Annotated in this window: 17 protein-coding genes; all 17 read right to left on the bottom strand. The window is 37.5% G+C overall.

Annotated features, from left to right (window positions below; genetic code table 11):
• Positions 1-27 precede the first annotated feature (27 nt).
• Positions 28-1236, bottom strand: coding sequence for a DUF4861 domain-containing protein (locus VBZ51_RS16650; protein WP_416577645.1), 1209 nt, complete (start codon positions 1234-1236; stop codon positions 28-30).
• On the bottom strand, positions 1226-2020 hold the full coding sequence (locus tag VBZ51_RS16645) for a gluconate 5-dehydrogenase (protein WP_416577644.1): 795 nt from the start codon (positions 2018-2020) through the stop codon (positions 1226-1228). The genes VBZ51_RS16650 and VBZ51_RS16645 overlap by 11 nt, the downstream gene beginning before the upstream one ends.
• Before the next feature lie 4 nt (positions 2021-2024).
• On the bottom strand, positions 2025-2864 hold the full coding sequence (kduI, locus tag VBZ51_RS16640; protein WP_416577643.1) for a 5-dehydro-4-deoxy-D-glucuronate isomerase: 840 nt from the start codon (positions 2862-2864) through the stop codon (positions 2025-2027).
• Between the two features lie 15 nt (positions 2865-2879).
• A complete protein-coding gene (locus tag VBZ51_RS16635; RefSeq protein ID WP_210707839.1) occupies positions 2880-3626 on the bottom strand; it encodes a DUF6250 domain-containing protein in 747 nt (248 codons plus the stop codon).
• Between the two features lie 130 nt (positions 3627-3756).
• The gene (locus tag VBZ51_RS16630) at positions 3757-5610 is read right to left on the bottom strand and encodes an arylsulfatase (protein WP_416577642.1); all 1854 of its coding nucleotides are present in this window, start codon (positions 5608-5610) and stop codon (positions 3757-3759) included.
• A gap of 34 nt (positions 5611-5644) precedes the next feature.
• Positions 5645-7087 carry a hypothetical protein gene (locus VBZ51_RS16625; RefSeq protein ID WP_416577641.1) on the bottom strand — a complete coding sequence of 481 codons (1443 nt, stop codon included), beginning with the start codon at positions 7085-7087 and terminating at the stop codon, positions 5645-5647.
• Complete coding sequence (locus VBZ51_RS16620; RefSeq protein ID WP_416577640.1) at positions 7074-8729, bottom strand: sulfatase; 1656 nt, start codon at positions 8727-8729, stop codon at positions 7074-7076. The genes VBZ51_RS16625 and VBZ51_RS16620 overlap by 14 nt, the downstream gene beginning before the upstream one ends.
• Positions 8730-8807: 78 nt before the next feature.
• A complete protein-coding gene (locus VBZ51_RS16615) occupies positions 8808-10343 on the bottom strand; it encodes a glycosyl hydrolase family 28 protein (protein ID WP_416577639.1) in 1536 nt (511 codons plus the stop codon).
• Positions 10344-10482: 139 nt separating this feature from the next.
• Positions 10483-11916, bottom strand: coding sequence for a sulfatase (locus tag VBZ51_RS16610; RefSeq protein ID WP_416577638.1), 1434 nt, complete (start codon positions 11914-11916; stop codon positions 10483-10485).
• Positions 11917-11959: 43 nt separating this feature from the next.
• Positions 11960-13423 carry a sulfatase-like hydrolase/transferase gene (locus VBZ51_RS16605; protein WP_416577637.1) on the bottom strand — a complete coding sequence of 488 codons (1464 nt, stop codon included), beginning with the start codon at positions 13421-13423 and terminating at the stop codon, positions 11960-11962.
• A 6-nt stretch (positions 13424-13429) separates the two neighbouring features.
• A complete protein-coding gene (locus VBZ51_RS16600; protein ID WP_416577636.1) occupies positions 13430-14917 on the bottom strand; it encodes a sulfatase-like hydrolase/transferase in 1488 nt (495 codons plus the stop codon).
• Between the two features lie 327 nt (positions 14918-15244).
• Positions 15245-17767, bottom strand: coding sequence for a glycosyl hydrolase family 95 catalytic domain-containing protein (locus VBZ51_RS16595; RefSeq protein ID WP_416577635.1), 2523 nt, complete (start codon positions 17765-17767; stop codon positions 15245-15247).
• A 39-nt stretch (positions 17768-17806) separates the two neighbouring features.
• Entirely contained in the window at positions 17807-20575 is a 2769-nt protein-coding gene (locus tag VBZ51_RS16590; RefSeq protein WP_416577634.1) for a hypothetical protein, read from the bottom strand.
• Between the two features lie 6 nt (positions 20576-20581).
• On the bottom strand, positions 20582-21979 hold the full coding sequence (locus VBZ51_RS16585; RefSeq protein WP_416577633.1) for a hypothetical protein: 1398 nt from the start codon (positions 21977-21979) through the stop codon (positions 20582-20584).
• Between the two features lie 7 nt (positions 21980-21986).
• A complete protein-coding gene (locus VBZ51_RS16580) occupies positions 21987-23084 on the bottom strand; it encodes a glycoside hydrolase family protein (RefSeq protein ID WP_416577632.1) in 1098 nt (365 codons plus the stop codon).
• Positions 23084-25036: a hypothetical protein gene (locus tag VBZ51_RS16575; protein WP_416577631.1), complete on the bottom strand. Its 1953-nt coding sequence runs from the start codon at positions 25034-25036 to the stop codon at positions 23084-23086. Before VBZ51_RS16575 ends, VBZ51_RS16580 begins: the two co-directional genes overlap by 1 nt.
• A gap of 219 nt (positions 25037-25255) precedes the next feature.
• The gene (locus tag VBZ51_RS16570; protein WP_416577630.1) at positions 25256-26608 is read right to left on the bottom strand and encodes an alpha-L-fucosidase; all 1353 of its coding nucleotides are present in this window, start codon (positions 26606-26608) and stop codon (positions 25256-25258) included.
• Positions 26609-26624 lie beyond the last annotated feature (16 nt).

Here is a 26624-nt window from a genome sequence, read left to right as displayed (position 1 = left end):
AAAACAATCATCCGTATAAGTAACCAACTACTTCACTTTAACTTCTAATGGTGCATTCACCTTTTGTGCAAATTCCTTTAAATAAGCGTTCCACTCTTCTTTGGTATTAAATTGTTTGCTTTTTTTCCATCCAAATCCGGTATAATAAACCGCTTCGCCATTTATCACTTTAACTTGTGCATACAAATTACTTAGATCTTTGGCATTGGTCATATATTTATCATATCCCAGCATAGCGTTGGCAGGAACTACAACACCTGTTCCTAATTCAGAGCCAAAATATGGTTCCCAATAACTGACCCAACCTTGTTCTACCTCAGCAGCAATTTCCCCATCTTTTTCATGAAGTGTAAGACCAACGGAAATGGTTTCCGAGCCGTTGACTTCAACTCTGTATTTAGACAGGTTACTTCCACGATCCAAAGAAATAAACTTCTTTTCCGCTATGGTTTTATCTCCTGCCTTCCATGGTGCGTACGTAATCCAAAAACTAGTTCTGAGCGGTCCGGTTTCAATAGTTTTATAATCTGTAAAATTTCTTGAAAATTGATATGTGGTGTCCACCTTGACAGCAATACCACCTACTCCTCTGCTGGTGCCAACATGAAAATTATCTAAACCCTCACCGTCATCTTCATGGTAAGTGCCTTCAGTTTCCAATTCTTTCTTGTACCATTTATTGATTATTGGATAATCCACCCTTTTTAACCACGCATCCATACCACTGGATAATGTTCCACCGGGTATACTGTCCTCTATCATTTTTTGCGCCACAGGACCATAGGTTCTAAATGCTACCCTATCATTTTCCCAAGCATAATCATCGGTTCGCTCCGGAACAAATCTTGAATAACATGTTGGAACATCTTCTGACCCTGCTACAGCCTCCTTAAGTGTGATATTAAAAGTTTTACTTGAATTTGCCGCTATTTCCGGTTGAATCAAAAGAACATCTGCCGAGCCATCTCCATCAACATCACTTAGTTGCGAAACTAATTCAGTTCCACTATCTACTTCACTGACCTTGTAAGATTTTCCCGTGACCAATTTTAAAGATTCGTCAGATTGTAAAAGTGCCAAATCAATTTCAACGGTTTCCAATGAACGATCAATATTCAAATGATTTACAACTTCAATTTCTAACGGTTTTTCACCTGTACAGCCTATTAAAAATAAGGTAACTACTACTGCACAATACTTTAAATGGATCTGGTTAATCATAATTTTAGTTTTCATTACTTGGTTTACCAATGGTTGCCAAAATACCACCATCTACATACAAAATATGTCCGTTTACGAAATCGCTCGCCTTAGACGATAAAAATACCGCTGCACCTGCCAAATCATCTGGGTCTCCCCATTTTGCTGCCGGTGTCCTATTTACAATAAATTCATTGAAAGGGTGACCATCTACACGTATAGGCGCGGTTTGACTGGTTGCAAAATACCCTGGTCCTATACCATTGACCTGTATGTTATGCTTAGCCCATTCTGTAGCCATATTTTGGGTCAACATTTTTAATCCGCCTTTTGCGGCCGCGTAAGCCCCTACGGTATTTCTACCCAATTCACTCATCATTGAGCAAATATTAATAATCTTACCTTGCTTTCTGGCTATCATGGTTTTCACCACATGTTTGGACACTATAAACGGACTCACTAAATCAACATTGATAACTTCTTTAAAGTCCTCAACTTCCATTTCTTCTAGAGGTGTTCTTTTAATGATCCCTGCATTATTCACAAGAATATCAATGGTGCCAACTGAAGCTTGAATATCGTTAATAGCTTTTTTAACCGCTTTTTCATCGGTTACGTTAAACTTGAATCCGTATGCATCTATACCCAATGATTTATAAAATGCAATGGCATCATCAATCTTAGTTTGCGATGAATTACCGTTAACGATCAACTTTGCACCTGCAAGTCCCAATCCTTTTGCCATTGCCATACCTAGACCATGGGTGCTACCGGTTACCAATGCCACTTTTCCTTTTAAACTAAATAATTCTGTAGACATAATTTTACTTTAATTCTGTTATTGCAGCAACATCCATATCACTGTAATCTAAATTCTCACCTGCCATACCCCAGATAAAGGTGTAATTTGAAGTTCCTGACCCACAATGTATAGACCATGGTGGTGAAATTACCGCTTGATGGTTATGCATCCATATATGTCTTGTTTCTTGTGGTTGGCCCATAAAATGACAAACTGCTTGACCTTCTGGCACATCTAGATAAAAATATACCTCCATTCTACGATCGTGGACGTGTGCCGGCATAGTGTTCCAAACACTACCGGTCTTTAACTTGGTCATACCCATTTGCAACTGACATGTAGTTACCACTCCACCAATGATCATTTGACTAACCGTTCTATGGTTTGCAGTTTCCAAAGACCCCAGCTCCAATTTATTCGCCTCTTCCAAGCTTACTTTTTTAGTTGGAAAATTGGTATGTGCCGGTGCTGAATTGATATAAAACTTAGCCGGTTTTTCAGGGTCATCACTTTTAAAAATGACATCTTTTGCACCCATGCCAATATAGAGCGCGTCTTTATGACCAAGACTATAATTTTCACCGTCTACTTCAACGGCTCCTGAATCACCTACATTGATGATACCCATTTCTCTTCTCTCCAAGAAAAACGCTGCCTTTAAAGGATCAATAGTTTCTAGTTTCAAATTAGATTTTGGCACTGCAGAACCAGCAATATAGCGATCGTAATGGGTGTAGGTTAAATTGATCTCGCCCTCTTTCATAAGGTCATTGATCAAAAACTCGGCCCTTAAAGCGGTTGTGTCATATTTCTTAACTGCCTCTGGGCTAGAAGCGTATCTTGTATTATAGGTTGTAGACATTTAATTATATATTTATTATTGTTTTAATCTGTATACTTTAAAGTTATCAATTGTCATATGATTGTTCACCGTTCTGAACCCAAAATATCCACTGGTATAAGGGTCATCATCATTTAGATCGATCATTTTGACTCCATTTCTGTAATATTGAATAACATTGTCATACGCAATGATTTTAATATGATACGTGGTATTGGGCTCTAACAAAAACTCCTGTTTAGAAAAATCATGTGCCGCCAATAACGGTCTTTCTCCATTACCTACATATCTTCTAAATCTGGTTTTGGTATTGTCATGACCACCTACGCCCATATAATACAGCCGTAGACTATCATAATTTGTAAACTTACCGTGTCTTTTGGCTGAATTTTCAAATAAGTTATCAGGATGTTCTACATCTTTCGCCATCCAAAAACAGTTCATATCAGAAACCCGGTCGTTTTCACCTCCGTCAGATATGATATAGGCATCGTATTCAATCATTATTGGTCCGGATAGTTCTTTTTTAAACCAAATTGTACAACCTGCGACATCATCAATTTCAAGCTTTTCATCTTTGATTTTAGCTATTCCCCCAGGCATCTGTTCTACCTGCCAAGAACTTAGGTCTTCATTAAAATTTTCCTCATATAAAAGTGTAGATCGCACTTCTAAAGAATCATTCAAGACCATTACTTTAGCCGTTTGGGCACAGCCATAATTAAACAGAAAGGTCATTAACACCAATGCTGCGAAATTAAAATTTTGATTGTGTTTACTCATAACCTGTTTAAGTTGCCTAATGACCTTATGCAATATGAAAAAATAATCCCCATATACTTATAACTCATGATTCATTATCGATAAATTATGAATCACAATATAGTTAACCCTTAAAAATCAATCAATTAACCTATTCAATTTTTTCTAGGCTTACAAAATAAGCACCAAGTGTTTCATTGTTATCCAATGTAAACCATGTTTGCAGTTCAGTTTCCCCTTCTGTTAAATCCACCTTAAATTCTGCATATTCCTGAGTAGGATCCACTTTAATTTCACTATCCAAATGCTGCACTTTTAACCTCGCTTTGGTAATTGGTAAAGATTTACCGGGTTTACTTGCAGAAACACTGGTCCCTTCTTTTGCTGGTCTAATAGGTGCCTCTGCATTTAAGGCCAACTGTGTTTCTTCTGGCCATCTACGCAGTTTTACCGAATATGTACCTGGCTGGTCTACATGTATTGCCCAATAACCATTATCCCTATAACCCGTTCTTATATGCCTTTGGTGCCAAGGACTATCTCCTTCTGTATGCCAATCATGACAATACAATTTGGTAGGATTTTCCTTTTCATTGCCAACATAAATTCTTGGAAGATCATTATACGTTGGAAGCAAATCTTGCCACCATTGATCATATGCATCCTTAAATTGTTTCATTTTTTCAGGATGCATAGAGGCTATATTCTCTCGCTGTTCTGGATCAGTTTCTAAATTATAAAGCTCAGTACTATCTACCAATCGCCACTTACCTTGCATTAAGGATGTTCTACGCCATGGCTCAGGATTCTCGGTACGCTGAGAATTGGTAATTACAATACGTTCTTTAAAATCATTGCTTTCCCCTTTGATCAAGGGCAGCAAACTCTTTCCATCAAAAGAAATATCATCATCCACCTCTAAACCACACATTTCTACCAAAGTTGGCAATACATCAAAATGAGCGGTCAATTCGTTAATATCCTTGCCAACAGTAATTCCTCCATTCTTCCAATGGATAAATAGTGGCACACGGTGACCACCCTCGTATTTACTTGCTTTCACCCCACGCATACCTGCATTGAAACCTTTCTTAATAAAGCCGTCTAATCGGTGTCCATCTGTTTTGGCTCCTTGTGCGGTACCGTTATCGGTGGTGAAGATAAGTATGGTATTATCCATCAATTCTGAGGTTTCCAGATAGTCAACCAACTTACCTATATTTTCATCTATATTGGCAATCATACCATAAAAAGCTGGTAACGGAATGGCGTCATTATCCTTATATGGTACTATATACTTATCAGCCACAAAATATGGTGAATGCGCAGTATTGGTAGGTAGGTAACAAAAGAAAGGTTTATCCTTATTTTTTTCAATATGCTTAATTGCCTCATTGAACCAAATATCCGTACTGTACCCTTCAAATCTTTTTAATTCCCCATTATGTATGTACATGTCATCAAAATAATCGTTATCCCAATAATCCATAGTTTGTTCCATACCGCCACCGCCGTGAGACAATACCTCATCAAAACCATTATCCTCTGGCCTAAACGGATAGTTATCCCCTAAATGCCATTTACCAAAAATTGAAGTGGAATAGCCGTTCTCCTTAAATATTTCGGCCATGGTCGTTTCTCGTTCCAATAATAAAGACCTACCGTTAATGGTATGCCAAACTCCCGTTCTATTTGCATTATGCCCTGTTAAAAGTGCTGCCCTTGTTGGCGCACATGTAGGATTTACATGATAATCCGTAAATCTGGCACTTGTAGCGTGCAGCTTATCTATATTAGGCGTTTTTATATATGGGTTACCCAAAGCCGCGATATCACCATAACCTTGATCATCTACCAATATCAATATTACATTAGGCTTTTTTTCAACGGTGGAGACCGAATCTTTCTCCTCTTCACAAGATGTGCATAGTATGGTCATAGCCCCAAAAAGGACTAAGGATATTTTATGAAACTTGAATACCGATAGATTTGATTTTAAAAACATAGATATATTATAATTCTTGTGCGTTAATTGTATTCTAATCTTGAAAAATTGATTTATAAGAAAGGTGATTATTTTGCCCTTCATCTATAACCTTACCCGCAGACACTCCCTTAATACCATTGCTATCTTCATCGAGAACAACCGGATACGCTGTTAAATTATGAAGTAAAATATGCGATGCGGTATAATTTTCATCCGATTTTAGTAGGCCTATCGTTTTGTTATCACCACCAATTTGAATTTTTAAATTCTGATCAGGATCAGGGATAGCACTCCTAAGGGTAATTTTATGATTGCTTCCTATAATGATGGCTGCATGACCACTACCGTTATAGGACTCCCCTTCATACGGTAGCAAGGTTATATCTGCATTTGTACCACTGTCTGTAATATAATCTACCCCAAGCGCTGGACCATATTGGGTATCTGCATAACAATCTACAATATCTCCCGTGCCAATGCAAAAACCTCTTTCACAACCAATAGTTGTAGTTCCCGACACATACTTTTTACCTGTTGCATGGGTCAGCGTTACACCTGCCCTCATATTCTTTACCGTGCAATTAATGATCGTTGGGTTAGAAGTCCCACGGTTATACTCCACACCATTAATTATAGTTTCCCCTCCATTATATGCTCTTATACCTCCTTCGCCCAGGCTCATCATATAACCTGGTGGCAACTTATACCCAAAATATGTCATGAACCCTGCTTTATCTCCATCTGTACCCGTTCCGGTTTCGGCAAGCATATCATCTGTTGATCGCATGGTACCTTCTATATAACAACCTTCAATTAACGGTTCATCTGCCGCCTGCATAAACAAGGCATGTCCATAAGATCGGTGAATTATTGTACAATTTTTCACATGATTCTTATAACCCCGAACCAAAAAGGCAGAATGCTTAAAATGAGGGATTACATTTTTGCCTCCTTTTCCAAACGTTTCTCCATAACCATACGGGTAAGATCCTTTGGTACTTAAATGTAGCCCTTCTATTCTGTTGCTAGCTCCATCCATAACCACATTACAAGCCCTTCTAGTTGGATGGTCATGCACAGATCCTACATCTGCCAGGGTTAAGTTCTTTATAACATTGTTATTACCCGTTATTTGAAGTTCATAAAATTCACGATAGTTCTTAAATGCCGTAAGAACCTTTGTTTCTACATTTATAATCACATCCGTAAAATCATAAGTACTATTATTGCCACTAAACAACAATAGCACCAATGCATTATGATCATCTATATTTGTGTGAGACTTAAATGTGCCATTTTCTATATCTTTTACCGTGATATTATATACACCTTTCTTTACAACTACATTGACACTATCTTGCGCTAAATAGGGTACCAAAGCTGCCAATGAAGCAACTTCGGTTTGCGCAGATAAAGACGTACTACAAATCAAAAAATGAACAACAACTAAGGTTTTTATTACAATACTTTTATTTATTTTTTTACCAAAAATCATTTTCCTTTTCTGTTTTCATGTTTTTATAAATCTCTATATACTTCTGATCCAATTCAGATGAATCTCCATATTTTACCCGAAGTTCATCTAACTTTGTTTTCATTTCTTTGACTACTGCTGCATACGCAGGATCATTAAAAACGTTGTTGAGCTCTTGAGAATCTTTTAATCTATCATACAATTCCCATTCATCAACATCATAATAAAAATGGATCAACTTATATTCTTTGGTCACAATACCATAGTGACGTTTTACCATATGTACACTAGGGTATTCATAATACTGGTAATACACCGCATCTCTATCCCATTTTTCCTTTTCTCCCGTTAGTAAGGGCATTAAGTTCTCCCCTTGCATATCCGTTGGTACAGGAATATTGGCGGCTTCAAGTAAGGTGGGTGCAAAATCCAGGTTTTGTACCATTTCATTTTCTTTACTACCAGGGGTAATTTTATTGGGCCAACGAACCAATAACGGTGTCTTAAAAGACTCATCATAAATAAATCTTTTATCGAACCAGCCATGCTCACCTAAATAAAACCCTTGGTCAGAAGTATAAATAACTATTGTATTTTCTGCCAATCCGCTTTCATCCAAATAATCCAAAACACGACCAACATTATCATCTACAGATGAAATACAAGCTAAATAATCTTGCATGTAGCGTTGATACTTCCATCGCATTTTTTCCTGCTCGGTCATGTTTGGCCAATTTGCTTTAAAATCAGCATTTATTTTGTCTAAAACCACATCGTATTTCGTTTTTTGAGCTGCATTTGCCCTGCCATAAGGACCATAAAAACCATTCTCGAATTCCTCAACTTTTGGTGATACCTTATCACCCATTTCATGAAGAAGTTCTGGTCTAATTTTACTATCATGACTATACATCATATGGGTCAATAGATTCATTTCCGCCGTTTTTGCAGCGGTGCCCCTATTCTTATAATCATCAAAAAGGGTTTCAGGTTCTGGAAATTCCTTATTCGTAAACTCCGCAAATTTTTCCGGACTTGGCCACCAAGGTCTATGTGGCGCCTTATGCATGTACATCATCATAAACGGCTTTTCTTTGTTACGCTTTTCTTGCAACCAACCCAATGTTAAATCGGTAATGATATCCGTAACATAACCAGTAATGGTCGTAGTATCCCCTTTGGTATCTATAAAATCCGGATTCAGATAAAATCCCTGATCTGGTAATATCATAGACTCGTCTACACCTTTTGGATTATTCCCAAAATGTAACTTTCCAAACATGGCAGTTTCATACCCGTTTTCTTGAAAAATCTGAGGAAAAGTAACCTGTGTAGTATCAAAAGGCATTAAATTATCTATTTTACCATTGATATGGGTATGCTTTCCTGTTAATATTGTTGCCCTTGATGGTGCACAAATTGAATTGGTAACACTGGCATTGGTAAACAACATACCTTCTTTTGCCAACCGATCTATATTTGGTGTTTGTATCAATTTACTGTCATACGCACTTATAGCTTGGTACGCGTGATCATCTGACATGATGAACAAAATATTTGGTCGTTTTCTTGGTGCTTCTTCTTTATTCTCAGCACACGAGAAGAACATCATTAGTACCGCAATTACGCATAAATGATTGCCAAATGGCTTTATCTGTTTCATATATTCTTTTTTCTTACACCTTAAAATTGCTCTATTTTCCTAAGAATGATTGTTAGCTTTATCTGGATTGTTGCTTATTTATTTCTTGACCTCAACATCTTTAACAAAGTCATTGATGATTACATTTTCAACTTCAATTTTTTTACCGTCTATAATTACATTGTCAAAAACTACCCCTTCAACAATGTGATCTTTATCATAACCGATCAATTCCATACTTGCATGATCTTTAATGCTATAAGGTTTCCAATCTGGTCCATCTTGAAACCCTGTTAACGTGGTATCTATTGGCGCGGAAGTTGCCGTAATATTTTTGAAGGTTACATTTTTAATATGTCCGCGTTCCATGGTTTCCGTCCAGCGTGTTTTGCCTATCCAACAGGAAATCAACCTTCGGGCTTCCTCAATTCTGATATTATCAAAAGTGACATCACTTATTACCGCATTATCACAATGATATACCCTTAACGCTGTCTCCCTACCAACGTCATGTATAACATCACTATCTTCAAAAAGTACGTTACTGATATTTTCATGAACTTCTGCCCCAATGCTAAAAGCATGGGCTAGCTCATTCCAAACCACACACTTTCTTGTGTGAACGTTTTTTACCTCTCCATATCCGCCAAAGGACTTTATCACTACAGCATCATCAAACGTTCTCATAAAGCAATTCTCTACCAAAACATCTCTACTACTGGTAATATCAACACCATCTGCATTACCACGCCAACCTATGATTTTTATATTATCAACATGAATATTATCACTACTTTGAATAGGAATGGTCCAATGACTGGGGTCAAAGATTGTTACACCTTCTATCTTTACGTTTTCTGCTTTAAGCGCCAAAATAGTGTATCGTCTTTCTTTTTTTGGAATACCACTTTGATCAATTATGCCACGACCCCTTATACTTACATTTTTTCCTTCTAAAATAAATGTTGGTTTTTTTCTTAATTGCCCTCTAATTTCAATTTCTTCCTCTATTTCCGGAACTACACAATTTATATAGGCTCCACCTGCAACATACAAGGTCTGCCCATCAGTAACTGTTATTTGTGATACATTATGAATTCCCGGTCCAAAATAAATGACATTAGGGTCATTGGGATCTGGTATATTTTCTTCAAAAGGATTCGCTAGAATATGTAAAGACTCATGCCACTCTCCGTTAATTTCAATAGTTACATGATCGGGTTCATCTAATTGAAAATCAACGATATTTCCTTTAAAATTCGGTTTTATGTTATACGACAAAGGCAAAATCTTTACCGATTCCACTTTTTCATGATAGGCAATAGAAATTGATGCACTCCCCTTCATATCAAAAGAAGCAATAGATGCTTTACCGAATTCACCCCGTAAAGGGTTCAACCTTGGTATGGGCTTAGACGGTGGTATTTTAGTAGAGTAAACAGGAACATCCAAGCCATTAACCGCTACCTTATATGTTTTAGCTAATTGTATTCCATTTGGTGCAGGATACACCTTAACCTGTGCTACCAAAACCAAACCAAACAAAATAATAGGTAACCATATATTTCGCCGTAACATTTTACAGCATAATGCCATTTTTTGTTCAACAGCTATTAAAGACAAAATACCTACCATTTTTTCTGTATTGATAATTGTCCACTAATATCAATTCTTTGAACTTATAAGGCTATAAATCTATGCTCCATGTATATAAATTATATTGCAAAGTGATGATAACCTTTAGCTATACACTTACTTACCAATGGGCTATGAGTCAATCAGCGAAAACAAAAGCTTTTATTCCCATTTTGGCAGTAATCAATTTTTTTAAACGCCGTACGGTCTCTGGATGATCCTCTGCGATATTGAGCACTTCACCCTCCGGTGTATTATGGTCATACAATTCTATTTCACCGCTTTTATGCTGAACCAATCTGTATTGATCTGTTCGTATGGTAGTGGCATGTGCCTTAATGGCCACAGCTTCATGACCACTTGCCTTGGCATCTTTTAAAATGGGCATTAAAGATGTTCCTTTGGTAAAATTAGGAACGGGCAAATCCGTTAATTCGCATAATGTTGGAAAGACATCGACCGATTCTACAATGGCATCACTTTTTTGACCTTTCCCAGTCATGGAAGGGTCATAAATTATTAACGGTGATCTTAAAGATTCTTCAAATAAGCTATGTTTGCCCCAGATTGCATGTTCTCCCAAATGCCAACCATGATCGCCCCATAATACCACTATCGTATTTTTATCCGCACCCGTTTGCCTTAACTTTTTAATGATATCACCCACATGCTTATCGGCATAACTAACGCATGCGGCGTAATACCTTTTAAGCCGTAAAGCGAATTCCTTATCAATATTAGGATCCTTGTCCCATCTATTATAATTCATGAACTCTGCCGAGCCGTGCCATGTGGTTTTCCCTTTTGGTTTATAGGTATGTGGAGAAGCAGGAATTTCAACATCATCATAATACTTTAAATAGTGCTCAGGAACCCCAAAAGGAAGATGCGGTTTTATAAGCCCTATTGCCAAAAAGAAAGGTTTATCATTTTTAGACAATAGATCAAGCTGCCGCAAACCTTCTTCTGCAATATGACCGTCCGGATAACTTTTATCATCACCATTTACCGTTTCAATGATATCTCTATCATTGGGTGTACGCACTTTACCATACGCCAAGCCATGCATTGCTCCTTTAGGTGTTTCCCATTCCGCAACGGGCATAATATGCTTATCCCAAGCATTAGATATTTCAGGTACTTGATCATCATTCCAAAGTGTACCTCCTCTACCACCGGGATGATGAGAAACTTTACCTACCGATACCGTGGTATACCCATTTTTGCGGAACCATTCTGGCATACTTGGAGAAATAGCATTGGAATCTTCAGATAGTTCTTCTGCCCTTTTAAATAAAGATTGATTAGCATCACCCCTATACTGCAATCCATATCGTCCTGTTAAAAACGCATAACGCGATGGGCCGCAACTTGGGGCATTTACATAATGCCGTGTAAACGCCCTACCCTTATCTACTAAGCTGTCTATGTTAGGGGAATGTATATATGCTGCACCAAAAGATTTTAATTCCGGTCTTAAATCATCTATACAGATAACAAGCACGTTTTTTTGTTGGGCCATGAGATGTAAGCTCATAAAAAGTATAAAAACAAAAGCTATCACCTTTTTCATAAAACACATTTACATAAAACATTAATATTACACCCAATACTATTTAGTCTACTTCATTTCTCCATATATGACTACCTTCCAGCAACTTACCGTACTCCGCATGAAGTAATTTTTTCATTTCCGTAAATTTTTCGGGCTCTGTTTCTACCAGATTTGCGGACTCCATTTTATCCTCAATTAAATTGTATAACTCATAATCGGTTAGTTCACTTTCTTTGATCAAAGCTTCATTACCATCGTATACATTCATTATCTGTGGAAGATATTCACCGTTGTTTTTTAAACGTGCCAATATTTTATAATCACCATATCTCATAGCAATTTTATGTTGGTTTAAGGCATTGTAAAAACCCCAAACCAATGGTTTCTTTCTTTCAAATTTCCCTGTTTTAATCAAGGATAAAAAGGATTCACCATCCAACTCTTTATTTGGTAATTTGGCTCCGGTAAGCTCGGATAATGTAGGCAGAAAATCCAATGCGGATACAACAGCATCCGTAGTACCAGTATACATAGGTTTTCCTATCCAATTCACAATACCAGGAACACGAATACCGGCCTCTGTGGTCCATAATTTTCTCCCTTTTAAACCACCAGTTTGACCAAAGGTTCTTTTTGCGCCAGGGTAACGAGTAAATGTTTCCGGTCCGTTATCAGAAGTAAAAATGACCAAGGTGTTTTCTGTTCCTTTTTCTTCCAAATATGCCAATAACCTGCCCACAGCCTTATCTACATTGGCAACATTTGCAAAAAACTCGGCTTCAGCAAGACCATTGGAATATGGCAAGTATTCCTGCACTAGATCTTCTGGTGAAGCTACCGGTTCATGAGGTTCATGAAACGTTACCTGTAAATAAAATGGATGATCTCCTTTTCTATTGTCCAACCAGCTCATAGCTTCATCTACCACCAACTGACAACTGAACCCTTCTTGCTGACCAACCTTCTCTCCGTTTCTAACAAAATTCTTTGGATTTTTATGACTTGGCGATGCATTGTTATGGGTGGCGTACCAATGGTCGAACCCGAAATAATCTGGTTGTGGTTGTGCAGGATTATTAAATAAAGAACTACAGTGCCATTTGCCAACCAAAGCAGTTTCATAACCTACGGTTTTTAACATTGCCGGTATGGTTTCCTCTCCTTCTTGCAAGTGGACCTTATCCCTTAAATCCTCACTTTTCTTAGGACCCGGTATAAAATCGTACACCCCTGCCCTATTGGGACTACGCCCCGTTAACAACCCTACACGGGAAGGAGAACAAACCGGTGCTGCAGCATAGTAATTTGTCATTCTAATGCCCGTTGCCGCCAACTTATCAATATTCGGAGTTTTTATGAAAGGATGCCCATAAGATGATAGATCTCCATACCCTAGGTCATCACAAAGAAAAATAATGATATTAGGCTGTTCCGTTGTTTTAGCTTGTTGCGCCCAACTCATTAATACGCTAAAAAATAGTAGCGTTAAAATTGTAATATTACGTGCGTTTTTTAAAATCATCATGTATCGTTATTTAGTTTCTTGATCCCATAACCTGAATGGATCTCCGTAATTTTCCATTTCCTCTAAAAGTAATTTTTCCATTTCTGCCAACTTAGCTGCATATTTTGGGTTTTCTGCCAAGTCATTTTGCATTTCTATAGATGTACTATGTTCTGCTATATATTCATTAGGATTTTCCGCAAGATTGAACAATTGTGTCTCACGAACCTTACCGTCCAAAACATCATATTTAATTAATTTCCAATCTCCTTTTTTTACGGTACGCATACCTGGTTTTGAACCGCCAGCATATACGCCGTACATGACATCTCTAAGGCTTTCTCGCTCTCCCATAAGAATAGGCTTAAAACTTTTCCCTTGTACCGTTTCCGGTATTTCTATTTCGGCTAAATCGCACAGGGTAGGCAAAATATCTGTCAGATATATATTACCCTTAACACGCTGATTTGCCTTAATACCAGGACCTTTTACTATTAATGGCACCCTCCATGAATGCTCATATAAATTCTGTTTCCCCATTAAACCGTGACGCCCAACCGCTATACCATGGTCAGAAGTATAAATAACATAGGTGTTATCCAATTCTCCCATAGCCTCTAATTTATTTAAGACCTTGTTCAATTGAATATCAATATTTTCTGAACAGGCATATTCCCTCCCTATTTCGTTTCTAACGGTTTGCTCATCCCTGTTTTTCCAAACGCCACTAACATTTTCTTCATCACGTAATTCTAAATGCCCATGATGAAAAGGGTGGGCATCTAAATAATTTTCCGGTAAGGGTGGTTGATTTTCATTTGCAGGCGGAAGATTTTTCTTATCGGTATGATTTGTTGCACCATACTTTGCCAATAATTCTGGCGTACCGTCCCGAATATCATGTGGATGCGAGAGACCAAAATAAATAAAGAACGGATTTTCGTCTGCTGTTTCTTCCCTACCGTCTAAATAAGTCAATACTTGATCAGCATGCCAAGCACTACCAGACTCTTCTGTTCCTCCGCGTTTTGTAGCATCTTTCACCAGGGTAAACTGTTTGTTCGCCTTTGGATATGAATTTCCCTTTTTACAAGTACGCATAGTGCTATAGCCTGCCCTATTGAAAACCGCACCAATGGTGTTTTCCTCTAAATTTTCAGGTTCGTTAGGGTTGATGTATCCTTGCATAGAAGGTAGGCTCCAAACCGTTCTTCCACTCATGATCATATGTCTAGATGGGGTACAAACCGCACCCACCATTGCCCCCATGTGCCTGGCATCATCTACTATTAAACCATCTTTTGCCAATTTGGTTATCGTTGGGGCATCTAAAGTTGAAGTAGAATCGTAAAATTTAAAATCGAAAGGAGATTGATCATCCACCAAAACAAATAAAAAGTTAGGTTTCTTTTTTACCTCAACCGGTTTATTCTTCTCTTTACCCTTACAACCAAGACCAACAATAGCTATTAAAAAAACTACGATTACTTTGCTCAAAACTCTGTCTTTATTCATTCTTTGATTTCATTTAATTTCATCAAGATCTGTTCCCTAGTTCAACTTACCAATAACAATAGAACTGCTGAATTATGGATCTTATATCGAAAGTAATTTTTAATATGGCTATGCGATATAATTTATAGTTCATTCAATATAAATTATTGGTCTTTGTTTATATTTATAAAGCCTCTTACAGTAAAATTTAATAAACCACACTTTTATATCACCGATAAACAATGATTACAGTTTTAGTCATTTTACCTATGCACTGTTTTATCAACTACCTTTAAAATGCCACCCTAGATTACACTTGAAAAGCAAACCTGATTTTAACTCATAAAACTACTTGGCAAGTAGCATAACTTCATGCCCAACTTTTGTAGCTATATCATATAAGAATGTAGGTTTTAAAATAAGCTCTTCTGGATCTGTTATTGATATGACGGGCTTTTTAATTTGTGGCACTTGATAAAACGGGTTCACGTTTTCCGTGGTCGCAACTTTAAATTCATTACCGTTTTGATCCTTCAATCTATCATACCCTCGCACACGAAGGTTTCCGCCTAAATTAGATCGGATTATAGCTTTTACAACTCTACCATCTTTCCATTCCAACTCCTTGATTTCAAAACCTCCCCTAGCCCGAAGACCCATTACCTTGCCCTTTGCCCATATATCTGGTAATGCAGGTAATAAGTGAATTGCCCCATCATGACTTTGAACCAACATCTCCGCTACACCAGAGGTGAACCCAAAATTACCATCAATTTGAAATGGCGGGTGAGCATCTAGCATATTGGCATAAGTACCTCCGCCTTTAGGCGAGTCTGGTCTGCCAACTAATTTTATTTGATCGCCCATTAATTTATAGGCATGGTTGCCATCTAGCATTCTAGCCCACAAATTAATTTTCCAGTTCATTGACCACCCGGTAGAAGGATCTCCCCTTTGTATCAAAGTATTTTTGGCACCTTGAAATAACTCCAAATTTCTATAGGGCGATATTTGATTTGAAGGATATAAACCGTACAAATGAGATACGTGACGGTGATCATCGGTGGGGTCATCTAAATCTTGCATCCATTCTTGAAGCTGATGATGTTGACCTATTTTCATAGGAGGTAGTTTAGCTAAAGCCGACTGCATTTTATATACCATTTTATCATCTACCTCTAGTAATTTTGCCGCTCTTATTGTTTTTGTTAACATATCGAACACCAATTGATTATCCATAGTAGTACCTGCCGCGATAAATACATTTTTAGAACGGTTTTTGGGGCCATGTTCAGGGGATATCGAAGGTGAAATTACCAACCAACCATTTTCAGGTTCTGGAGTTAACATACTCAAACAAAACTCAGCGGCACCTTTCATAGCTGGATAAACCGTTTTTAAATAATTCATATCACCACTAAATTCATAGGTATCGAATAAATGCTGACTTAACCATGTTCCGCCAGTTGGCCACATTCCCCAAGTTGCCCCATCTACAGGACCGGTAATTCTCCATAAATCTGTATTGTGATGGGTTACCCACCCATCTGCACCGTACATAACCTTTGCGGTTTCTTTTCCCGTTACTGCAAGATCTTTTACCATTTCAATTAATGGCTCATGCATTTCAGATAAATTGGTAACCTCAGCAGGCCAGTAATTCATTTCTGTATTGATATTTACGGTATAGGCACTTTTCCAAGGTGGTACCAATAGGTTGTTCCATAAGCCCTGTAAGTTGGCCGGCTGACCACCTGGTTGCGATGAGGATATCAATAAATACCTGCCAAATTGAAAATACAAGGCAACTAGCGATGGATCTATACCGGTACTAAATTCTTTTATTCTAACATCAGTAGGATTTTTTGCTGCATCTGTACTACCTAAATGTAATGAGACCCTATTAAAATACTTTTGGTAAAAATCTGAATGACGGCTTAACAATTGGTCATATCTTTTAGAGGATGCTTTAGCCAAATAGTCTGCTGCCTTTTTATGAGCATCTGCACTTACATCATTGTAGTCCACAAAATTTGTAGCTATTGAAATGTACAGCATCACACTATTTGCATTTGTTACCTTTAATTCACTTGCCGTAGAAACAATTTCTCCACCTTCCGGAACAATTTTTATTCTGGTATCAAATTCTACTTCACCTTTAACTGACTCAGCCTCTTCTGGCAAACGCTTGTTCTTATTATCACTACCATAACCTGTCATGACCAAAACATCACTGTTTTCAGTAAACAACCTAACTTTAGCCGGTTCTGGGCGATCCATAGTTGCCGTAAAACTAATTTGAGCTTCTTTATTGGCTGTTAACCTCATTACAATGACCTCATCCGTAAAAGAGGTAAAAACCTCTCTTTTAAATTCCACACCATTTACCGAATACATGGTGGTATTCACTGCATTTTCAATATCCAATTCCCTGTAGTAATTGGTGTAATTTTCTTGGTCTTTAAAATTCAACCTTAAATTTCCCACCGTTTCATAGGGCATGCCATGAGAGGTATTTGAAATAAAATCGCGATTAGCGATACCGTGAGCTTGATCATAGTCTTCTTCAAAAATGAGTTGTCGTATATTGGACAAAGATTCTTTTGCCCTTGGATTATCATTACGGTGCGGACCGCCAGCCCATAAGGTACTTTCGTTCAATTGAATATTCTCGGTAATGGGATTCCCAAAAACCATGGCCGCCAAACGACCGTTACCAATTGGCAAAGCTTCATTCCAATCTGCCGCTGGTGCCGTATACCATAATTTAAGGTCAGATTCAGCTTTTTGAGCCTGCATTAAAGCTACCGTCCAAAATGCCATTAAAAAACATAAAGACATTAATTTCAAGGATGCTGGTTGGTTTTTCATTTGACTTCTTTAAATATCTACACTACAATTTTTATACTATTAAATACCAACTGCCCTAAAACCACCAACTTTGAACTGTTGACTTTTGCCATTTTGGGTAATACTTACAGGAACTTCATTATGTAAATACAGTTTACCATCTTTTTGTTCTAAAACCACATTACCTTTATCAACTGAAGTAATCACGAAATCTTTTGTTTTCAATTGTGTACCATTGCCCATAAATAGTACTACATTCTCATTTTTCTCAGTACCAATCAATGCATACGTAGCATTTGTACTTACTTCACCATAAGTTGCTGTTTGATTATTGACCGTAGAGAACACCAAATCTTTTCTTCCAGACGTATGTGTAATATTTAATCCAACAAAACCTTTACTGTTATTTTGGTCTTCAAAACTTGAAATCTTCTCTATACTTTTTCCTTTAGAAGACGTAAAAGGTTCATATACCGACACAAATGGATGCTCCCAAGCCTCGCCATGTTGTCTTGCCGTCAACGTTAAATAAGGGGCTTTATCAACATCATATGGTAAACCGTGGTTACCCTTAAACCCTTTATTAGGTGGTGATTTAATGGAGAATACTTCACGACCTTCTGTTCCTTTCATCCAAAGGTTCATGAAAATATCATCTTCACTATCTGGCATATCTATTTTCCATTCGGCTTGATAGTCGTCTTCTAACTTTACGGATTTTTTATCCCACATGTAATCTAACGCGTACAAATGTCCGCCCGCAAAACCCATTTCCTCACTGGGTAAAAGTGTTAAGGGGTTTCCGTCCTCATCCATCACCTTCATGGTCTGACCCAAATTATGGTAGTAATAATCATGAAATTTATCACCCTTGCGTTGCTTCTTCGAGCGAAAAATATCAACGTAATATCCTGTTTCCTCACCTGTTTTTACGATACTTACCAAACGTGATTGGTCGCTTCGCGTTTCGGGCTCCAAGAAATAGACATCAGAATAGGTAATATCTTTGTAATACCCCTCTTTCTGTCCTGAAATTGGGTATTGCCCCATCAAATCAAATGCATGATAGCTGAGCATTTCGGTATAGGATGATACACCATCTACCATGACCGTATTGTGTGCCGGAAATTGAGAATAAAACTCCAAATACACCGGTTGTAAATAGCCAGCACCTTTACCTGGATCAGAACCTTGTACCAATCCTTTTCCGTACAATTCCATGTTAATTCCATTTGCATGCATGTGATTTCCCAGTGATGCATTTAAAGAAACCATCATTCCGTTTTTGCCCTTACCCATGCGTTGTACGTGCCAACTTACATTAGGAGCATAAAAGGTTTGGGTAACATAATCGTCCAAATTTCCTTTTTTATATTTCGGATTGATTTCTAACGGTTTACTGGCAAAGAACGAACTTATATTGGCTCTTGGCTTTTTCTTTTGCCCTGCTTTATTATCCGCAAATAGGCGATACAATGCCGTAAATTCCTCTTCTAGCTCTGTATTATTATTTTTCTGGGCAATACGGATCATATCGTTCATTGGTTCTGAACTCAGCGGACCATAATAACTATCACCAAAGGCAACCGTTTGCCCATTAGGAAATAGATACTGTGGCAGCATTTTTACCGCATCTTCCATTATGGGCATGTATGGTAAAATATTATGATCAAAAGTATTATTGAAGTCTTCTACAAAGTGCGTTAAATCTTTGGTGACACCCATAGAATACCCTGGACATTCTGCCCAAACTCCATTTTCCTTGTCATAACCATAATCCATAAATTTGGTCAACGACCATTGACGTGCAGATGTTACGTTCAATATATAATCTATGTAATATTCCCTGCCTTTTTTGTCTTCATAGAACCGGTCATCTTGCAAAACCATTGCAGCTTTCAGTATGATTTTTGCTTGGTGTAAATTCCAATTATTCTGCGGTACACCGTTCTTAATGATCTGGTCTGTCCAACGTTTTATGGTTTTATCGTACATGGCAATATGCTGCGGATATTTTGCTTCTATATACGGATGTAAAAAATCATAGAGTTCAGCTATTTCAATTAGAACATTTTCATGTATTACCTGAAAATTAGTAAAACCTACAAGGGTCTGTATGTGACCGTTCAACAAATCTATAGGCTCACTTCTATATGACATGCCCTCCATATATTTATGAAAAACATCGAACGAGAATTTAGCATACTCCTCTTTATTTTCTAACCAATTGATGAAGGCGGCATCACGTGCAAGACCTATTATTTCTTCGTTTATCGAGTAGATAATTCTACCGGTCTTAGCAGGCTGTACCCACTCAAATGGTTTGCCCTCTTTACTTCTATTGGGCAAATACAATCCCCTTGGATCATCCATATAAGGTAAAATATCTTCTAAATCAGGTTTACCATAGGGTGTGGTATAATCTCTTGCACCTACAAAACGAACCGTAGGCACTGGTGCTTCACCATCGGCATGTGAATAATTTACCCCGTTTACATAAATGTTGGCCGCCTTGGTTTTCCAATGCATTTGCAGTCTTGAAACCATCCACTCCGGATCTGATTGATGGCGCTTTACATGAGTATCAATTCGATCATGAATGCCCTGTAACACCTCTTTTGCCCAAGTTTCTTTTTTAATGGTTTTTTGAAGGTCTTTTTTCTCGTCTTGAGTAATATACAACCTTGGATAGCCTTGTTCTAAATTGGTCGGTAGTGGTATCTTTTCAGTACTCTGGGCAAAAGATAATGAGATACATCCTATTAGAACATAGGTACATATTACTGCTCTACTTTTAATTTTCAGTCTTTTTATAATTGTAAACATCATTGGATTTTATTTGGATTTTGAAACCTTAACCACTTCACCTTCACTTTTTATTTCGGGATTTTTGGTACCAGGAAATAAAAGCACTTTCGCTGCAGTTTCATTCTCTAATTTGATATCAGTGGCATGCATAACCGCATTTTTATTGAAGTTGCCATAGCCCTCCCAAACCGATAATTTTATCTCTAAATTTTCTGGTATGTAAGCTGGGTCTGCCGTTTTAATTATTACTTCATGCCCCGTACCATTAATTTTAGCCAACAGATTATTGGCCAAGCCATTTCTACTATCTAAAATATTCATTTCTACATAAGCCCCTTTGGCATCTGTATAGGGTACGCAAAATGCTTCTGCATATTTTGCATCTGCACTGCAATTAATTACGGTATCTGCATTACCTATGTTATATCCGGTAGCTACGCAATTGCGTACCACACAATCAATAATTTTATCGCCAGATGTGCTTAAACCCGTGCAAATACCTCTTCGCATTTGCGTAACCGTACAATTTTTCACTGTTGTATTCAAGGTTTTATGACCGTTGTATTCCGGATACATTCGGATTCCGTCTTCGCTTAAAGAAATAATCTCATTTGGCAGAATTTTGCCATCTCTACCAATAATGGTTCCTTCAACATAACCGGGTTTATGTTCATGTTTTGGCTTTAATGCGTAAAAATCCCTATCAAAAAGATAACCTGAAGTTTCCTTAAGAATGGCATTTGTTGTTCTAAGTAAACCGTCTACATGGCAATCTTCTATCAACGTATTCTCTGCACCTTGTAAAAAAATGGCATGCCCCATGGCTCTCATATGGACTTTACAACCTATTAATTTTGCATTTTTTGCGGGATAACCTACACGAATACCGTTCATTTTTCGAACATCACCCCCACCTAAACCATATAAACTTCCATAGCCCCATGGACTAGATCCTGTCGTACGGATTTCTATATCTTTAAGGGTAACATCATCACCAACTACATTGAATATTTTATTCTTGCTCTGCTTACCTGGTGTATCTCCATAGGTTTCAATATACAAACCTTCAAGCGTGACATTTTTACCAGAAACCTCAATGGCACAATACATGTCATTACCATCATTACTAGATTCTAGATCATTACGACTAAACAATTTTGTATCGACCATAAATCTTGCCCCGGTAAGGTCAAAGTAGCTGTTATTACCTGTAAACTCCATAAACCTAATTTTCTTAGCATCATCTATCTGATAATTGCCTGCTGCCAGTTTTACCTTTACATTGTCCTTATTCAAGTACTTTTTGAATTCAGAAAGTGTTTGTACTTCTATGACCTCCTGTTGGTTATCTACAACATAGATCATAAACGATGTTGTTATCGCAAAAACCGATAATAGAAAAAGAACCTTATTTATAAATTTCATTTGTGTATTATTTATTATCTGTTAGTGGTATTACCATATTCCATGTTTTTGTACCATTTCCAAATCCTCCTGGACCATCCATTGTGGCAAAGAAAATATGGGTTGGCTCGCCATCTTCAACTAAAACAAACGGTCTTTCCAACTGACCTTGCTCAATAGTTTGTCCGTTATTCCATATTACTTTTCTGGTATATGCCAAGGGATTATTATCCAATTCCCAATGAATTCCATCTTTAGAATGTGCTAACACCCCACCATGATACCCATCTGTAATTGCACCTGTCATATCTTTCGCTATCATATGAAAACCATTATCATCGCTCCATACATGTGGGTCTTCCACTTCCCCAAATTTATCTACCGAGAAAAGTGGTTCATTACCAACAACGCTATATTTACCGTCAAAAGAATTTGCCGTAGCCACACCTATAAACTGGTCTGTGTGCGTAATTTTATCTTCTCTATAGCTTCGACCTTTAAATAACAATACCACAGAACCATCTTTTTTAATCAATGGCGAAGGATTTGAAGTAATATAGCTGTAAAAAGAATCTGGTTTTACATCTAAAATTGGAGTGTCTAACCGTTTCCATGGTCCATTTGGACTCTTAGAAGTGGCTAAACCTACCCTTTTACCCCATCTACCGGCAATACACCATTTGCTATCTAACGTTAGCGCATCTGAATTTTCTTCTGTCAACTCTTCAAACGGATGGGTAGAGCCCATATAATAGAGCAAATAATGCTCTTTATATTTCACAATCTTTGGATTATGACAAGACCTACCATCCCAATACTGTGCACCCCTAGCTCCAAGCGCTACATCTTTAAATTCATAAGGACCTTCAGCTGAATCTGAAACAGCATGTACAATTTCAGAAGCAATCATCCACCCAGGATGAAACTTTAAATATTTTGGCCATCTTGAAGCATACATATGATATTTTCCATCTTCTCCCTTTATCACAGAACTTCCCCAAACCCAATAATCTTCCATAATGAGTCCGCCTTCAACTGGTGCAACACCCAATTTATCTAAAATATTGTTTTGGCTATGAACTATAGAAACGAGTAAACAGCAAATCACTAAAAGTCTATTTCGCATTATGATATTGGTGTAAATTTAATGGTCAGAATTCCCTCTACACTAGGTTCAGTAAACTCTATTCCAATTTTATAAGCAGGACCACCTTCCCTTAAATGTTCCACTGGTACTTTTTCATCTTTAATGTGAAATTCAAAACCTTTGCCCTTAATCTCGGCTTTTACTTGCTGGTTGGCTGTCTTTAAAATAACGGTTTTACCATCTACAATTTCATATTCATTTAAAGTCATTATAGCCGATCCAAAACTAACAGGCTCCGTTGCTACAAAATGATCTTCAATAATAATGGTGCCTTTACCAGACTTATTATTTGTTACCGTCCTTTCCAAGGTTTTTAGCATTGGTAATTCATAGGCAGGTAAAATATCCATAACCACCTTATCTATTTGATCACTGAAATCTGTTTCCGTAATAATTCCCTTAAATTCAATTCCGTTAGACTGTAAGGTGTTGTTGACCATGGGTACGGGATGCCCCCAAGAACTTCTGGCTTTATTATCCGGAGAAAAAGATCCTGCCCTATATGATGGCGCACCTATGTCTCCTGCTATAATTTCATCGTTCAATACCAGGCTATACGTACCCACATCACTATGATTGTGATTTTCGGCATTATGACCTGCTTTTAAGGCTACTGAAAATGGAATTTCCTGTTTTCCCCTTGAAATGACCATTCCAAAATCATTGAAGTATGTATGATCAGGTAATTCCGATGGTTTCGATTTTTCAACAACTTGAAACATTTCCGGGTATTGCCAAGCGATCAATTGCTCTGCTGCTTCCTCCATTCTTATTTCGGTCGGTGGAATGGCACCATAATGCTTTGCAGATAAAACATCGGCGAAATTACTACCCTTTCTTGAGATGGATGAAACCCCATCTGAAAACGGAGAACAAACATTTTTCTGAATTTCAAATCCTTCGGGAAAATTGCCAACATTCTCCATTTTTTCAGCATTATTAAAAGTAAATAAATCTATACTTCCATTGGTATAATCATGTAATATTTGAGCCAAATACAAATAATGCCCAAAGCCATAACCCCAATATCCCAAACCTTCTGAACAATACCCATCATCACCAAAACCGCTTAAATAATACGCCATGCTATTAATCGCAGCACCTACAGTTGCCAAACGCTTCTCATAACTTTCTGAACTGGTGATCGTGGTCAACACCGTGCCACTGGTACAAACGGAATTCCAATTACTGGTACTCTTTATCCACTTATTATTCTCATCTAAAAACTTTGTACTTTTTAAATAAGAATCCGTAATACGTCTTTGCAACTGTTTATGAATTTCATCTTGTAATGACTTTGGCAATTTATCTTCCAACAAATTTTCAGCCAATGCCAGTACACCCCCAAATTTTCGTGCACCCAAGTCAATGGATATTCGCCTACCTTCTAAAACTCCGTTTTTATCATCATCATGATTAGGGTGCAACCATGATTTCATACTCATTATAGCTTTGCTATATGTCTTGATCTGTGGTAAAAAACGTCCTTCGTTCTCCAGACATTCTGCAAGAATAAAGCGTTCTAAACGATCCATAGTTCTGTAATACCTTGGTTTGTAAATACCCCGGTTACCTTCTTTGTTGGCAAGTCTATAAATACTGTCCGTAATGGGTACTTCGGGTTTTTTATCTAAAAGCTCCAATGCCTTCGACAAGTATTCTTTACCTGAGCTCGTTTCTGCAATACCTTTCCAATACTCCCTATTCGATATTTTACGTGCTGGCTGAAATGCTTCTCTTGGCATTATTTCTTTAAGCATTGCCAATTGCTTGTCAGTAGGATAAATAGTGTCTTTATCTGCAAGGCTTAGATAGACATTCATATCCAATTTTAAAGGCTCCTTGTTATTTTGACTAACGCAAGAGAATATCATTATCAACAGCAAAGTCGGAAAAATGGTTTGTCTTGTTTTATGGAATAATTTTATCATAGTCTAATTTCAAATAATACTGAAATGTGAAGGCAAAAAAATAACATTGCATCACTTTATTAAGCTGATAGCAATGTTATCTTTTAAATTGAAAATGTTTTTAAATCATAGTCCATTAACTATAAACTATGATGTTTTCTATATGAATTAGTAATATCTGATTGATTGTAAGATTAAAAATAAAACTCACCACCTATCAAACAACCTTCTATCCTATATTTAACTACTTAATTTTAAAACTGTTACAAAATCTTCTTTTGAAGTTTCGGGCAATTCCAATATAAGGCCTTCATCTGTTGTAGTAAAATTGATATTAGTTTGAGGATTGGATAAAAACGATGCCTTTTTCAACTTAATCGCCTTGTTCAACTTCAACTTTCCATCTTCTGGCCAATTGAAAATGTGTGCGTAAATAACGCCATCTTTTGAGGTATACCTACCCCACTCCGGCATATTAAATGGACTGGCTTTTGCCCCATAAACTGCCTCGCCATTGGCATCTGTCCACTCACCCAATGCTTTTAACCTTCTAATACTTTGTGATGGAAACCTACCGTAACCATCAGGCCCTATATTCAATAAGAAGTTGCCCCCTTTTGATACGATATCTACCAATTTTTGAATAAGATCTTCACTACTTTTCCATTTGGTATCGTCTGGTTTGTAGCCCCATGTACCGTTCATGGTCATACAAGCTTCCCAATCTTCAGCAATACCGGTTGCTGGTATCTCTTGTTCAGGTGTACCAAAATCGCCTGCAAAATTACCTTCACGATCCATGCCTTCCATACCTTTTCGTCCTTTGTCCACTCTATTGTTTATAATGGTATTGGGTTGCATTTCACGAATAAACCCGTACATATCCTTACCCATTTCCGTGGTATAATCGGCGATCCAATCACCATCAAACCAAACAATATCAATATCGCCGTAATTGGTAAGCAATTCCTTTACCTGTGGCTTTAGGTAATTTTTATAGTATTGAGGAAACTCTGGATTAACCACGGTCTGGTCTTTTTGACCTGCATTATAGTTTGGAAATAAATTGCCTTGTGCTTGAGGATGATGCCAATCTACTATGGAATGATATACACCAAATCTAATGCCTTGCTTTCTTGAAGCTTCCGCTAGTTCCCTAATAATATCACGTTTAAATGGTGAGGCATCCATAATATCATAATCCGATACTTTTGAATCCCACAAACCAAAACCATCATGATGTTTAGAAGTGATAACAATGTATTTCATACCGGCATCTTTCGCCATTTTCACCCAGTCATCGGCATTAAACAATTCTGGGTTGAACATTGCCGGAAACTTCTCATACTCTTCTATGGTATAATCTAATTTATCCATGGCCCATTCTGCGCCACCGCCTGCAATTTTCTCTCCTCTTTCCCCTCCAATTATTGAGTATGCACCCCAATGTATGAACATACCGAATTTGGCATCACGCCACCATTCCATTCGTTCATCATCAGATAATTGCACCACTTTTTTGGTTTGTGCACAACCAGTATTCATACTAGCTACCAGTACAAATGCCGTTAGTATTTTAGTTAATTTCTTCATGTCGTTGTTGTTTACT

The organism is Maribacter sp. HS (assembly GCF_048059195.1).
Classification (GTDB): Bacteria; Bacteroidota; Bacteroidia; order Flavobacteriales; family Flavobacteriaceae; genus Maribacter; species Maribacter dokdonensis.
Note: the sequence above shows the minus strand (reverse complement) of the source record. Positions and strands in the feature narration are given on the sequence as shown.

What these genes read in the sequence shown, in the direction of transcription:
- VBZ51_RS16610 (WP_416577638.1), bottom strand. Translation starts at nt 11,916, where the DNA reads ATGAAAAAGGTGATAGCTTTTGTTTTTATACTTTTTATGAGCTTACAT.
- VBZ51_RS16585 (WP_416577633.1), bottom strand. Translation starts at nt 21,979, where the DNA reads ATGAAATTTATAAATAAGGTTCTTTTTCTATTATCGGTTTTTGCGATA.
- VBZ51_RS16595 (WP_416577635.1), bottom strand. Translation starts at nt 17,767, where the DNA reads ATGAAAAACCAACCAGCATCCTTGAAATTAATGTCTTTATGTTTTTTA.
- VBZ51_RS16605 (WP_416577637.1), bottom strand. Translation starts at nt 13,423, where the DNA reads ATGATGATTTTAAAAAACGCACGTAATATTACAATTTTAACGCTACTA.
- VBZ51_RS16615 (WP_416577639.1), bottom strand. Translation starts at nt 10,343, where the DNA reads ATGGTAGGTATTTTGTCTTTAATAGCTGTTGAACAAAAAATGGCATTA.
- VBZ51_RS16600 (WP_416577636.1), bottom strand. Translation starts at nt 14,917, where the DNA reads ATGAATAAAGACAGAGTTTTGAGCAAAGTAATCGTAGTTTTTTTAATA.
- kduI (WP_416577643.1), bottom strand. Translation starts at nt 2,864, where the DNA reads ATGTCTACAACCTATAATACAAGATACGCTTCTAGCCCAGAGGCAGTT.
- VBZ51_RS16590 (WP_416577634.1), bottom strand. Translation starts at nt 20,575, where the DNA reads ATGATGTTTACAATTATAAAAAGACTGAAAATTAAAAGTAGAGCAGTA.
- VBZ51_RS16635 (WP_210707839.1), bottom strand. Translation starts at nt 3,626, where the DNA reads ATGAGTAAACACAATCAAAATTTTAATTTCGCAGCATTGGTGTTAATG.
- VBZ51_RS16650 (WP_416577645.1), bottom strand. Translation starts at nt 1,236, where the DNA reads ATGAAAACTAAAATTATGATTAACCAGATCCATTTAAAGTATTGTGCA.
- VBZ51_RS16575 (WP_416577631.1), bottom strand. Translation starts at nt 25,036, where the DNA reads ATGATAAAATTATTCCATAAAACAAGACAAACCATTTTTCCGACTTTG.
- VBZ51_RS16630 (WP_416577642.1), bottom strand. Translation starts at nt 5,610, where the DNA reads ATGTTTTTAAAATCAAATCTATCGGTATTCAAGTTTCATAAAATATCC.
- VBZ51_RS16620 (WP_416577640.1), bottom strand. Translation starts at nt 8,729, where the DNA reads ATGAAACAGATAAAGCCATTTGGCAATCATTTATGCGTAATTGCGGTA.
- VBZ51_RS16580 (WP_416577632.1), bottom strand. Translation starts at nt 23,084, where the DNA reads ATGCGAAATAGACTTTTAGTGATTTGCTGTTTACTCGTTTCTATAGTT.
- VBZ51_RS16625 (WP_416577641.1), bottom strand. Translation starts at nt 7,087, where the DNA reads ATGATTTTTGGTAAAAAAATAAATAAAAGTATTGTAATAAAAACCTTA.
- VBZ51_RS16645 (WP_416577644.1), bottom strand. Translation starts at nt 2,020, where the DNA reads ATGTCTACAGAATTATTTAGTTTAAAAGGAAAAGTGGCATTGGTAACC.
- VBZ51_RS16570 (WP_416577630.1), bottom strand. Translation starts at nt 26,608, where the DNA reads ATGAAGAAATTAACTAAAATACTAACGGCATTTGTACTGGTAGCTAGT.